General features: G+C 67.6%; 10 protein-coding genes. All 10 read right to left on the bottom strand.

From position 1 onward, the window contains the following. Positions 1-81: 81 nt before the first annotated feature. On the bottom strand, positions 82-1,434 hold the full coding sequence (locus OO015_RS10785) for a permease (RefSeq protein WP_265941270.1): 1,353 nt from the start codon (positions 1,432-1,434) through the stop codon (positions 82-84). 1,850 nt (positions 1,435-3,284) lie between these two features. After that, positions 3,285-3,863: a DUF488 family protein gene (locus OO015_RS10790; protein WP_265941271.1), complete on the bottom strand. Its 579-nt coding sequence runs from the start codon at positions 3,861-3,863 to the stop codon at positions 3,285-3,287. A gap of 254 nt (positions 3,864-4,117) precedes the next feature. Next, positions 4,118-4,603 carry a (2Fe-2S)-binding protein gene (locus OO015_RS10795; protein WP_265941272.1) on the bottom strand — a complete coding sequence of 162 codons (486 nt, stop codon included), beginning with the start codon at positions 4,601-4,603 and terminating at the stop codon, positions 4,118-4,120. Then, the gene (locus OO015_RS10800) at positions 4,603-6,894 is read right to left on the bottom strand and encodes a xanthine dehydrogenase family protein molybdopterin-binding subunit (protein ID WP_265941273.1); all 2,292 of its coding nucleotides are present in this window, start codon (positions 6,892-6,894) and stop codon (positions 4,603-4,605) included. Before OO015_RS10800 ends, OO015_RS10795 begins: the two co-directional genes overlap by 1 nt. Positions 6,895-7,066: 172 nt before the next feature. Next, positions 7,067-8,761 (bottom strand): PEP-utilizing enzyme, encoded by a 1,695-nt coding sequence (locus OO015_RS10805; RefSeq protein ID WP_265941274.1) that lies wholly within the window; start codon positions 8,759-8,761, stop codon positions 7,067-7,069. 41 nt (positions 8,762-8,802) lie between these two features. After that, on the bottom strand, positions 8,803-9,099 hold the full coding sequence (locus OO015_RS10810; protein WP_265941275.1) for a putative quinol monooxygenase: 297 nt from the start codon (positions 9,097-9,099) through the stop codon (positions 8,803-8,805). A 30-nt stretch (positions 9,100-9,129) separates the two neighbouring features. Continuing rightward, complete coding sequence (locus OO015_RS10815) at positions 9,130-10,119, bottom strand: fumarylacetoacetate hydrolase family protein (protein ID WP_265941276.1); 990 nt, start codon at positions 10,117-10,119, stop codon at positions 9,130-9,132. Beyond that, positions 10,116-11,009, bottom strand: a complete 894-nt coding sequence (locus OO015_RS10820; protein ID WP_265941277.1) for an FAD binding domain-containing protein — start codon at positions 11,007-11,009, stop codon at positions 10,116-10,118. Before OO015_RS10820 ends, OO015_RS10815 begins: the two co-directional genes overlap by 4 nt. Then, the gene (locus tag OO015_RS10825; protein ID WP_265941278.1) at positions 11,002-11,619 is read right to left on the bottom strand and encodes a DUF4202 family protein; all 618 of its coding nucleotides are present in this window, start codon (positions 11,617-11,619) and stop codon (positions 11,002-11,004) included. The genes OO015_RS10820 and OO015_RS10825 overlap by 8 nt, the downstream gene beginning before the upstream one ends. A gap of 15 nt (positions 11,620-11,634) precedes the next feature. Next, positions 11,635-12,606, bottom strand: coding sequence for a PEP/pyruvate-binding domain-containing protein (locus OO015_RS10830; protein ID WP_265941279.1), 972 nt, complete (start codon positions 12,604-12,606; stop codon positions 11,635-11,637). Positions 12,607-12,609: the final 3 nt, after the last annotated feature.

Raw genomic sequence — 12,609 nt, forward strand, 5'->3', positions numbered from 1 at the left:
CTCACACGTGCACTCCGACGGAAAGCTGGGACGGTACCAGTGACGCACCGTCCCAGCTCGACCATCCTCGCGCCGGTCGTGCTATCGGAGGAAGGCGAGTCCTGCCGCAGCACTCAGGGCGACGACGACCACGACGAGTAGGGCGGGCACACGCCAGTCACGCAGGGCTGCCCCGTAGATCACCAGGCTCGGCAGACTCACTGCCGGCAGGGCGAGGAGCAAGGCCGCTGCTGGGCCCGTGAGTCCTTGCTGGATGAGCGCTGCGGCAATCGCCAGCTCCGTCCAGGTCGGGATCATGAAGAGCACCCCGATGAGCGTCGCGAAGAGGACGGTCGCGGCCGTGTTCCCGCCGCTGAGCGCCGTCACGACCGGGGCGACCCAGCCGATGACCGTCGCTGCGACGAGCAGCATCGGCACGGCAACTCGGGCGATCCGCCAGGCGGTCGCGAGCCAGGCGGCGACCAGATCGGCCGGAGACTCGATACGCCGTCCGCGGAGATGGTCTTCGAGGGCAAACGCGCGCAGCGAGCGCTCCAACCAGCGGAGACCGCGTCCACTCCTCTCGCTGGCGACGACCGGTGGGCGCCGCCGCACCGTCAGGGCGACGAGCCAGGTGCCGAACACCGCCAGGACGGCACCACCCACGATGCGCAAGAGCGCGAAGTCAGCGGGAAGGAGAGCGGTGGCGAGGAAGAGCGTGGTGACGTTGAGCAAAGGTGCCGCCACGACGAAGGCGAGCGTCGACTCGAGCGAAGCGCCACCACGATAGAGGCTCGCACCGACCGGCCCGGCACAGCACGAACAGAAGGGGTAGGCGACAGCACTGGCACTCCCCAGGAGGTGCGCGCGGAGACCACGCAGCTGGTAGACCTGCTTCAACCGCTGGCTCGAGCACAACAGGACGAGGAAGAGCGCGCCGATGAGCATGCCGAGCAGCGTGGCATGCCAGACGACGAGGAGGAAGTTGACCGCTTCACCGAGGGGACGGAGCCAGGCCGGCAGCGCATCGACCGCGAAGGTCTTGGCAACGCCGGCCTTGCCAGCTGCCGCAACGCGCTCGGCCTGGACGATCCGGTACGTGAAGAGGTCGACGATCAGCACGGCCATCAAGATAGCGGCGAGAGCCGTGCGGGCACGCTTCAGGTCATCCCGAGCGGACACTGACTCGACAGAACGCAATACGCGATAAGAGGCGACGCCACCGACGAGCGCCAGGACAAGCACGAGGATGTGCCAGGGTGTGTAGGAGAGGAACGCGGAGGGCGAGCCGAGCTTCTGGTAGCTGGCGGCATCGAGGAGAAAGGCACGCCGCATATCGACGATGGTCGCGAGCGTGACCACGACGCTCGCGACAAAGGCGATCAGCGCGATCAGCAGGGCTGCACCCGAACGCTCCACCGCAGGCATCGACCGACCGGATAGGGTTCCGCCCATCGGAATCCTCCTCCCGAGACAACTGAACGACCCATGGCGCGCGACCGCGCGGGTCGCGTGCAGGATGCACCTGTTTTCCGTGGGAGAGGTCAAACGCGACCGGACCGGCCGCCAGAGGAGGATCAGGGACCACGCGGGACGCTCGGTCCGGCGTCCTGAACCAGGAGCCAGGCCCGTCCCGGTGTCTTGTACCGTTGCCCGCGTCGGTCGTCCATCGGCACCGGATCGACTTTCGAACCGAACCGCTATCAGCATGCTAGTCGGTATGGAAAATGGTGTCAAGCGCGACGCAGGGGGAAGACCCACCGAGCGTGGCCCTCAGCCCGACAGAAGGTCCTGGTGTTGTCACGAGCGCTCGGGTGACGCCCGCGAGCAGGAGCACGCTCGGCAGCCGCGATACTCGGTCGTACGCACGGTCAGGCCGCGTGCATCAGGGCACCGCTCGTGTGACGACACATGGGCCACCCGATCCCACCGCGAGCGCGGGAAGGTAGTCTCGTTCCGCCCCGCACCGACCGGGCGGGCCAGGCACGCATGACCCGACGGGTCACGCACGCGTGACCCCTACAGGGGACGACGGTGAGCAATGGGGGCCGGTCGGCGATGAGGCAGATCACCGTCGGCAATGCGTGTCGCCCGGAAAACACCCCTCACCCCGCCTCGCTCCGCTCGGCACCCCCTCTCCCACGGGATCGTGGGAGAGGGGGCCGGGGGATGAGGGGGACTTCGACGCATGCCGCGCCCTGCGGCACGCCAAGGCACGGGAATGGGTTCCGATTCCCGGCCCTTCGGGCCGGGCGGGTCAGGCACGCCTGACCCCTACAGGGATGGACGGTGGTCGACAGCACGCGGGTCGGCGGTTTGCAGGCCACTGTCCCGAACTGGCCACGCCTCGTCGGGACGCGGCATGCCACGTTCGCGTTTTCCCCGCAGGGGCGAGGCGTGCCGCGCCAGTCTAGGCAGGATTGGGTGGGAACGGGTTCGGTTTTCCGGGCCTGACGGCCCGGCCGGGTCAGGCACGCCTGACCCCTACAGGGAACGGCGGTGAGCGATGGAGGCCGGTGGGCGACCGGCTGGCGACCGTCGCTGTCGCGTGCCGGCACGACACCCCCGACTCGCTGACGCTCGGCATCCCATCCACGTTTTCCCCGTAGGGGCGACGCGTGCGTCGCCCGGCCGCGCCGAAAGGCGCGGGACCTGGGCCGGTTCCCGGCCCTGACGGACCGGACGGGTAACGCGTCCGTGACCCCTACAGGGACGACCGGAATCGATCGGGTACCGGTGAACGATGGGCAGGCGACCGTCGGCAACGCGTATCGCCTGCAAAACACCCCTCACCCCCCCGCCTCGCTGGCACTCGGCACCCCCTCTCCCGCGCCGTGCGGGAGAGGGGGCCGGGGGGTAAGGGGGGCCGCAGGTCTACCGCGCCGATCCACGCCGCCAGACGCGGGTACGTGGTCTGTTCCCCGGCCCTGGCGGGCCGGACGGGTCACGCACGCGTGACCCCTACAGGGGGCGGAGGTGGTCGATGGGGACCGGTGGCCGATCACCACGCGACCCTCCCGAACCGTCCATGTTCTCCCTGTAGGGGCGAGGCGCGTCGCGCCCGTCCGCGCCGCAAGCGCGGGGACATGAGGTGGTTCCTGCACCTGCCGGGCCGGGGCACGCACGCGTGGTCCGTTCAGGAGCGAAAGTGCAGGGAACGGGCTCCGGGTGTGTCCTCGTGTTTCAGTACTGCGCACCTGCTCATCGGGACCTGTTGCGCCAGTCAGGCGGCAGGGTACGGGAACAGTTCAACCGCGCTGGCTCGCTGCGCCGGAAGCGTCCAGGTGCGCCGCGTGTACTGCTCGTTAGATCGCACTCTCGGGCAGTGTTCGCTCGGCATCCGGTTCTGCCGCTGGGTAGGTCACCAGCCCGTCGCGCACGCGTGCGAAGAGGGGCAACCGATGGGGCTGCAGACGCGTTTCGGAGAGGATGTGGAAGACCGGAATCCCGCGAACGGTCAGCACATCGGCGATGAGGCTGCGATGACAGCGCCACGGGACCGCTTCGGCGCAGAGAAGTGCGACCGGCCCCTCGCGTTCGGCGAGCGCGATCAGCCGGTGGATCGCCGCTGCGAACTCGGCCGTCTGCATGTGATCGGCGAAGCCGCGAAAGCCAGCGTTCTCCCAGGCGGTGTTCACCGAATCGGGACGCGGCTGCCGGCGACCCCCGAGGGCTGGACAGTGGTGATAGGCGATACCGGAACGAGCGAGCGCCTCGGCGAAACGTTCCCGATCGTACTGGGGATTCCGCCTGGAAAAGGGGAACCGCCGCACATCGACGACCGTCCGCACCCGATGCGCACGGAGCAGCGCCAGAAACACCCCGAGGGGCCGACTCGAATGACCGATCGTCAGCATCGCTTTGTGCAGCGTCTCCTGGCTCATCGCAGCATCGCGGAGCAGTCGCACAGGAATGTCGAGTCCGTCACCCGCATCACCAACCGGAGGATCGGCATCCCACCATCGGTGTCGAAGCACTGAACGAAGGCGAACCGCGTCGCCGCTCCCACGCGAGCGTCCGCTGCCGAGTCAGTCCACGGAGCGAGCGCGCGTCTCCGTCCTCCTGGAAGCGTATCAGTACGTTCTCTCTCCGTCGCGGAGGTGGCAGCGCGACTGCCCAGGCGATCTGACCGGCGGGTTCAGCCGTTGCGTACGGTCTGCATCCTGGCAGCCGCCGCCTCGACGGCCGCCAGGATGCGGAGGTACGAGCCGCAGCGGCAGAGGTTGCCAGCGAGATACTGCGCGATTTCCTGCCGGGTCGGGTTCGGACGTTCTCGCAAGAGCGCGATCGTGCTCAGAATCATAGCCGGCGTGCAGTAGCTGCACTGGAAAGCTTGGTGTTCGACGAAAGCCTCCTGGACCGGGTGCAGGGAACCATCGGGCCCCGCAATACCTTCGAGCGTCGTGACGTACGCACCGTCGGCCAACACGGTCAGGGCGAGGCAGCTCGAGATCGGGCGACCCTCGATCAAGACGGTGCACGCGCCGCAGATCCCGATGCCGCACGTCTCACGCACGCTCGTGAGGCCGAGCCGCTCGCGCAAGGTCTCCAGGAGCGTCTCGTCACAGGGTACGGCGAACTCGTGGTCCTGATTATTGACACGCAGGCGGACCGTCTGTTGCATCACCGCCCCTCCTCACGGGCCTCCCGCAGGGCACGCAGCACACGTTCCGGTGTAAGCGGGAGTTCGGTCAAGCGAGCACCAGTGGCACGGGCGACCGCGTTCCCGATCGCTGCTGGGACGGGCGGCAAGGCAGTCTCACCGACACCATGCACCTCAGCTCCCGGGCACTCGAGCAGGTCATGGGACAGCTGGTCGGGCAGATCGAGGAAAGCGGGCACGAGATAGTCCGACAGGTTGGTCGTGAGCGGCTGTCCGTGCTCGTAGACGAGTTCCTCGAAGAGCGCGCTGCCCAGTCCCATGATCATGCTGCCTTCGTTCTGCAGCGCTGCAGTGAGCGCGTTGACGACCTCGCCCGCGTAGACAGCGGCATGGAGCCGCACGACCTTGACCTGTCCGGTCTCCAGGTCGACCTCGACTTCCGCTCCGGCAGCTCCCTGGTGCCAGTGCGACGAGGCGATCCCGTGGCCCGTCTCGTCCAGACCACCCTCGTTGTGGAACTCCGCATGCTCGCGGAGTTCCTCCAGGCCGAGGCCAGCCACGAGCTCGCCCCAGCCGATACAACGCTCGGGCGCACCGCGCACGCAGACCGCACCCGGCACGAGCTCGAGATCCTCCGCCGCGGCCTCGAGCCGCTCGGCTGCGAGCGCACGCAAGCGATCGGCGAGCTGCCATGCCGCTCGCCGCACGGCGTTCCCCATCATGTAGGTCGAGCGGCTCGAGGTGGTGCGGTTGTCGAAGGGCGTCCGGTCGGTATCGGGATCGACCAGCTGAACGGACGTGTACGGTACGCCGAGCGGCTCAGCAGCCAGTTGGGCGAGTACGGTGCGCGCTCCCTGGCCAAGCTCGACGGTCGAGGAGTAGACCGTCACGCGCCCGTCCCGATCGACCGCGACAGCTGCTTCCGACCGGCTGGGCGTGGTCATGCCTTTGATCACGACGGCGAGGCCTTTCGCGCGCACGCGACCACCAGGCAACACGGTCCGCTCGGGGCTCCACGCGATCGCTCGAGCTGCCGCCTCCAGACACTCGCGGAAATGGACGTCGTGGAGTGTCTCGCCGGTGGCGAACTGGTCACCGTCGGCGAGGAGGTTGCGCAGACGGAACTCCAGCGGATCGAGGCCGAGCGCATCGGCCGCGATGTCCATCATCCGCTCGGAGGCCCAGACGATCTCGGTGACTGCATAGCCGCGGAAGGCGCCGGCCGGCGGCAGGTTCGTATAGACGCAGTACGAGTCGACCGCGACATGTGGAATCCGGTAGGGTCCGACGCTGCCGAACCCGCCCTTGCGGGCGACGTCCGGCCCGCAGTCGGCATAGGCACCGGTACTCCAGTAGGCTTCCACCCGCTTGGCCGTGATGCGCCCATCGCGAGTCAGCCCGAGCCGGATCGTGACCACCGTCGCGTGCCGGGTAAGGGTGAGGAACTCCTCGTAGCGGTCGAGCACGAGCTTGACCGGTCGACCGGTCAAGTAGGAGAGCACGGCGACCTGCGGCTCGATGCGCGGGAAGACCTTGCAGCCGAAGGAGCCGCCCATCGGCGGCACGACGATCCGGACTCGCTCCGCTGGTAGGCCGAAGATCTGGGCGAGTATCTGGCGCGTGTTGAACGGCGTCTGTGTCCCGCTGATCACGACCAGGCGCCCGTCGTCCCAGTACGCGAGCGCGGCATGCGGCTCCATCGCCACGTGCTGGGCGGCTGGCACGCGGAACGTCTCCTCGAGCACGAGATCGGCCTCGGCGAAGCCCTGCTCGATATCCCCGGTGTAGAGCCGGAAATGATTGCAGCAGTTGGTGCCGAAGAGCGGCCGCAGACCGAAGTAGACCGCATGCCCACGGAGCGGCTCGTCGGGCCGCAGCTCGTGGACGAGCGGTGCACCCGGCCGCATCGCCTCGACCGGATCGAAGACCGCTGGCAAGGGCTCGTAGTCGACGACCACCTGGCCGGCGGCCTCCCGTGCGGCCCGCGGCGTCTCGGCAGCGACGAGCGCCACCATATCGCCGACGTAGCGCACCCGGTCGGCGGCCAGAATCGGCTGGTCTTCGATCTGCGGCCCATAAACGGGACGGATCCCGGGGATCCGGGCGAGATCGGCCGCGGTCACGACCGCAACGACGCCGGGAACGGCGCGCGCTGCGCTCGTCTCGATACGCCGGATGCGCGCATGCGGCTGGGTGCTGCGCACGACCGCAGCGTGGAGCATCCCGGGCACCGCGACGTCCTGGCTGAAGCGGATGCGGCCAGTGACGCGCTCCAGCGCATCGATCATCGGAACCGCCCTACCGACCGTCATCGCGACTGCTCCCCGCTCGACCGGCTCGTGTACTCCGGTACCAGCGACCGTCCGCTGGACATCGAGGACCGTCCTCGAAGTGCCGGAGCTGGCTCGCCCACCAGCACAGTGGAGAAGGCAGTATCGGGACAACGGTGCTCCACTCGGACAGCAGTCGTCTCATACCGCCCCGTCAACCGAGGATCTCCACCACGCCAGCCGAGCCGTTGACGCGGATCCGCTGGCCCGTCTTGATGACCTGGGTCGCCACACCAGTGCCGACGACCGCCGGGATACCGAACTCGCGCGAGACCACCGCTGGGTGGGAGAGCTGCCCGCCGGAATCCGTGACGAGGCCGGCGATCTTGGTAAAGGCGATGACCCACGCTGGGTTCGTCATCCGGCAGACCAGGATCTCACCGCCCTTGAGCGCATCGACGTCTTCGAGCGTCTTGGCGACGAACGCCGTCCCCTCGATGACGCCCGCCGAAGCCGGTATCCCCTCGATCCGCTGGCTGACTTCGCGCGGCTTGAGCGAATCGAAGAAGCGCTGCGGGTAGCCCCAGAGCGTCTTGTACGGTTCCTGGAACAGCGCCCACTCGCTGGCCGTTCCGACCCAGTCCCGCGGCCGGATCGCGAAGGCGCGCTCGCGCGCCTCTCGGCGCTGGCGGACAAGTTCCTTGGCGTTGGGAAGGTTGGACGGCTCGGCAGCGAGCACCCGCAGCTCGTGGTAGCGGAGGAAGAGTACGTCGTCCGGTTGGTCGAGCAGACCCGACTCGACCAGGCGCCGGCCGATCGCGAGCAGGACGTACCGCATCCGGGCGAACGTCCCCTGGTCGATGTAGAAGTGGTGGTCAGGTGTCAGCGGCATCATCTGGAGCACGCGGTGGAGCGCTGCCTCGACCCGCTCGCGTCCGCGCACGTCACCAGGTGGGATCTTGCTCAAGAGTTCCTGGATCGCCGCGTCCCGATCCTGCCGCAGCCGCTGGATCGCCTCCGGATAGGAATAGTCGGTCTGGAGATAGCCCTGGATCGCCGCGATGATCGGTGCGGGGTTCTCGTACCAGGTCGGATAGACGTACTCGTGGCTATACAGTGCTTTGTGGCCGAACTCACGCTTGTATTCGTCGAGCCAGCGGAGGAACTCGCGGCCTTCGGCCGTCTTCTCCAGCTCGGCGAGGATCTCGGCCGGCGTCTCCTTACTGAAGGCCTCCATCAGCACAGCGTTGCGCTTGACCCGTTCCTTGAGCTCCCAGAGCCCGTGCACGGCGTCCCAGTTGCGGTCACTGTCCGAGACCATGATGCGCTCGAGCAAGGTCGGATCGACCTCGCCGATCACCTCGCGCACCGCCGTCTGGAAGTCGAGCGAAGCCTGGAACTGCGAGAGATTGAGGATCCAGTGGATCCGCCAGTGCCGCTCCTGGATGTCGATCGCGTCTTCGAGGAGCACCATGAGTTCCGGAAGCGTCGCGGTCTCGTAGGGATAGGTATCCAGATACTCGAAGTTCCGCTCGATCTCGGGGCGCAGGCGCTTCTGCCACCACTCGAGCCCCTTCTCGGCGTAGACCGGCATGACCATGCTGTAGTACGGGGCGAGTTCCTCCGCTTCCTTGGGGTCCCGCGGCACGACCGCGGTGAACAGGTAGCCGTTGATCAGCTTGGCCTTCCAATCGCGGCCGAAGGGAGCACCGAAGCGACGATAGAGATAGGCGCAGGTCGCCCACCAGCCGCCGAGCTCGAAGAACATCGGCGAGAGCGGGTTGGGACAGTGGAGATCATCCCACCACCAGAAAAGCTGCTTCTCTTCCTCGCTCTCCCACTCGACCGGGAAGGACTCGTCACCGAAGAACGTCACCGGGAGCTGGACATCCGGTCGTTCCTGGGCCATGGGCTCCCTCCTCTCCGCTCGATCTCTCCGATCCGGTTCGCTCACTCCGGTTCGATCAGGTCGTAGAACTCCGGCACGCGGCTCTCCAACATCGGGACGACCGTATTGAGGATCTTCTCTTGGAAGTACGGTGTCGCCTTGTGGGCCTCGTAGTCCTCCCGACTGCGGTACTGCTCGTAGAGCAGGAACTTGCGGGGGTCGTCCTGCGAGCGATTGACATAATACACAAGACACCCCGGCTCCGATCGGGACAGCGTCACCATTTCCTTGAGGATCGCCGCGATTTCGTCGGCCTTGCCTTCCTTAGCGTAGTAGTGCGCGACGACGACGAACGGCATCAGTCCTTCCTCCCTTCCTTTCCGAAGGCCTTACCCTTCCGGAGCTCGGACGACACGGTTGCGCAGGACACCGATCCCCTCGACCTCCAGCTCGACCAGATCGCCCGGCTGGAGGTACCGCCCCAATTCGAGACCGCACCCGTTGGTGACGGTCCCGGATCCCCACAGCTCACCAGGGTAGATCGTCTCGCTCTGTGAGACATGCGCGATCAGCTGTGCGAAGGTAAAATGCATCCCCCTCGACGAGCCTTCCGACCAGACCTCACCGTTGACCCGCGCGACCATGCGGAGGTTCGAGACATCGAGCTCGTCCGGTGTCACGAGGTACGGGCCGATCGCGTTGCCGGTATCGAAATCTTTCCCCTTGCTCGGCCCCATCCCGATCGGCGCCTCGCGCATCTGCTGGTCGCGGGCGCTGAAGTCGTTGAAGATCGTGAACCCAGCGATATACCGGTCGGCTTCTTCGACCGGAATATCCTTGCCCCGGCGGCCGATCACCATCCCGAGCTCGAGTTCGAAGTCGAACTGCTGCGTGTACCGTGGCATCACGACATCAGCGTCCGGGCCGACGACCGTATCCGGGTCACCCTTGTAGTAGGCAGGCACCTCGTACCAGGCCGGCGGGATCTCGCCGCCGCGACCGAGCGCCCGGCTGGCATTGCGCATGTGTCCCTCGAAGGTAAGGAAATCGCGGATCACCCGTGGGCGGGGCAGGGGTGCGAGCAGGCGCACTTCGTCCAGCCGGTAGCGCGTCCGGCGGCCGAATGCTTCCTCCCGGCGGAGTCCCTCCTCGAGCGCACGGGCGGCAGCGTCCCAACCGAGTGCCCCATGCCCGAGGAACGCCACCATATCGTCGGGGAGGAGCAGCGCAGCCAGCCGTTCCGCGTCGCAACCGGGATCGGTCCGGGCTAGGTAGCCCGCGTAGGCAGCCTGCAGATCGACCAGCCAGCCGTCGGCGAGCGCACCGATGCGCCGCACGGGGCCAGCTGGACTCGAGACGGCGAAAGTCGCGAGTTTCATACGCGTGGTCCCTCTCCTACGCACCAGCCCGCACGGTGTGCGGCGAGCCGCAACGCGCGGGCGACGAAGACACGAACCATCTCGCGCCGATACCAAGCACTGGCGCGAAGATCCGAGACAGTCTCGACGGCTCCAGCATAGGCGTCAGCGAGGGCCGTCACGAGCTCGTCGTCGAACTCCGCACCAGGCACGGCGGCGAGCGCCTCGGGCACCCGTTGGGGCCGGTCGCCAGCAGCACCGACGACGACCTCGAGGTGAGTGACGCGTCCTGCGGAGTCGAGCGCGACGACGGCAGCCACGCCGACCGCCGGGCGATCCTCGTGTGAGCGCGTGCGGAACTTGCAATAGGCTGTACCGGCACCCGCGGGAAGCGGTGGGATTCGGATGGACGTGACGAGTTCGTCGGGATCCCGCGCTGTCTCGTAGGCACCGCGGATGAACTCGGCCACCGGCATAACACGCTGGCCTCGCCAGCTAGCCAGCTCGACCGTCGCTCCCAGCGCCGCCAGGACAGCGGGAGGATCGGAAGCCGGATCGGCCTCGCAGAGATTGCCGACGAGGGTTGCCTGCTCGCGGACGCGCACATTCGCGACGTCGGCGAGCGTCTCGGCCAGCACCGGCCAGTGGGCCCGGACGAGCGGTGACCGTTCGACTGCGCGGTGGGTCAGGAGCGCGCCGAGGCGGAGACTTCCATCGTGTTCGAGGGCGACGTCCCCGAGCTCGGCCAGACGGCGCAGGCTGAGCAGGACGCGTGGCCGGACGAGTCCACTCCGGAGCGTCAGCGTCACCCACACCCCACCGGCGACCGGCACTGCATCCTCACCCGCCTGCGCGAGCACGGCGAGTGTTTCCGCGAGCGTGGTGGGAACAACGACCGTGCAGTCAGCCATCGACGACCGCCTCCTCGAGGCGCGCCAACTCCGCGCCGGCATGACCGCTCTGCTCCTCGAGACGAGCCAGTGCTGCCCGGAGCAGAAGTTCGGCGAGGTGGCGCGCCCGGGGCACGCGAACCCGCTCGGCCATGTACCGGAAGTGCTCAGCAACGCGTTCCGGAGTATAGCCACGCTCGCCGGTGAGCCCGAGCCGGACGAAGCGGTCAACGTTGACCTCGAGAAAGGAGAGCGAATCAGCAGCCTGGAGGAGATCAGCTTCCGGCCAGCCGCCCCATTCGTGCACCGCGACGAGGGCACGGACAGCCTCGACGAGTTCCGGTGCCGCGCCCTGCTCGGTGAGCCAGCCCGTGACGATGCGCGCCGAGCGTTCCTGGTGTTGCCGCTCGTACTCGCGGTTCGGGATCCCTCGCTGTGCGTCCATCGTCGGCGAGTCGGGCCCCGGCACATGCCGCTCCATGTCGTGGGTGAGAGCGGCCAAGCGAAGGGCAATGTCCGCCTCAGGCTCGAGCACGAAGAGCCAGTCGAGCGTACGGTAGAGATGCCGCGCGTTCCAGTAGGGAGCGACCCATTCGCGTGCGCGCTCGAGCAGTCCTCGCTCACCCAGCATCGCCTGCTCCTGTCCTCAGGCCAGCGTCGTGATCGGACGACTCTGGAGCACGAACAGCTCGCTTCGAGCGATCGCCCACTCGACGTCTTGGGGCGACCCGAAGAACGCCTCGACCTGCTCCGCGAGTTCGCGGAGTGTAGCAAGTTCGCGGTCGTCCAGGACACGGGCACGCTGGAGCTCGTCGGGCACCGCTCGTTCCGTCAGCCCACCGTCCTCGGCACGGACGGTCATCGACCGCTTGACCGGGACGATAGCACGGAGGAGCCGGCCACTCGTTCGCTCGATCTCGTAGTGGTCAGGCGTGACCTCGCCCGAAACCAGCGCTTCTCCGAAACCGAAGACCGCTTCGATCACCAGCACATCGCGACGTCGCTGCACCGGATCGACCGTGAAGAGCACGCCCGCCTTCTCGGGCTCGACGAGTTCTTGGACGACGACCGCGACGGCAAGATCGTCGAGCGACCCCTTGCGAGCCCGGTAGAAGAGCGCGCGGGGACTGAAGAACGACGCCCAGCAGGCCCGGACCCGATCGAGCACCGCATCGACTCCGCGGACATCGAGGAACGTCTCCTGCTGACCAGCGAAAGAGGCCTGCTGGGAGTCCTCGGCGACCGCGCTCGAGCGGACCGCGACAGCGATCGGTTCCCCGTGACCGAGTTCCGCATAGGCACCGGCAATGGCGGCGTCGAGCTCGATGGGCAACGGGGCTGTCAGGATGGCTCGACGGAGTTCTGCGGCGGCAGCTTCCAACACCCGGCGCTCGTTAGGGTCGACCTGCTGGAGCAGCGAACGGATCGTCGCAGCGAGTCCTGTCTCGGCGAGAAAGGTCGCGAAGGCAGCGCTGGTCACCACGAAGCCAGGTGGCACGGGAAGGCCGGCAGCCGCAAGCCGGGCGAGACTCGCACCCTTCCCGCCGGCCTGTGCGACGTCGGTACAGGCCGGATCGTGGAACCAGCGGACCAGCGCGACGGTCGCAGCGCGGCTCATGGC

It is taken from the genome of Thermomicrobium sp. 4228-Ro (assembly GCF_026241205.1).
Taxonomy (GTDB): Bacteria; Chloroflexota; Chloroflexia; order Thermomicrobiales; family Thermomicrobiaceae; genus Thermomicrobium.

Bases quoted from the DNA above. Each gene is read 5' to 3' on its own strand.
- OO015_RS10785 (WP_265941270.1), bottom strand. From the start codon at position 1,434: ATGGGCGGAACCCTATCCGGTCGGTCGATGCCTGCGGTGGAGCGTTCG.
- OO015_RS10790 (WP_265941271.1), bottom strand. From the start codon at position 3,863: ATGAGCCAGGAGACGCTGCACAAAGCGATGCTGACGATCGGTCATTCG.
- OO015_RS10795 (WP_265941272.1), bottom strand. From the start codon at position 4,603: ATGCAACAGACGGTCCGCCTGCGTGTCAATAATCAGGACCACGAGTTC.
- OO015_RS10800 (WP_265941273.1), bottom strand. From the start codon at position 6,894: ATGACGGTCGGTAGGGCGGTTCCGATGATCGATGCGCTGGAGCGCGTC.
- OO015_RS10805 (WP_265941274.1), bottom strand. From the start codon at position 8,761: ATGGCCCAGGAACGACCGGATGTCCAGCTCCCGGTGACGTTCTTCGGT.
- OO015_RS10810 (WP_265941275.1), bottom strand. From the start codon at position 9,099: ATGCCGTTCGTCGTCGTCGCGCACTACTACGCTAAGGAAGGCAAGGCC.
- OO015_RS10815 (WP_265941276.1), bottom strand. From the start codon at position 10,119: ATGAAACTCGCGACTTTCGCCGTCTCGAGTCCAGCTGGCCCCGTGCGG.
- OO015_RS10820 (WP_265941277.1), bottom strand. From the start codon at position 11,009: ATGGCTGACTGCACGGTCGTTGTTCCCACCACGCTCGCGGAAACACTC.
- OO015_RS10825 (WP_265941278.1), bottom strand. From the start codon at position 11,619: ATGCTGGGTGAGCGAGGACTGCTCGAGCGCGCACGCGAATGGGTCGCT.
- OO015_RS10830 (WP_265941279.1), bottom strand. From the start codon at position 12,606: ATGAGCCGCGCTGCGACCGTCGCGCTGGTCCGCTGGTTCCACGATCCG.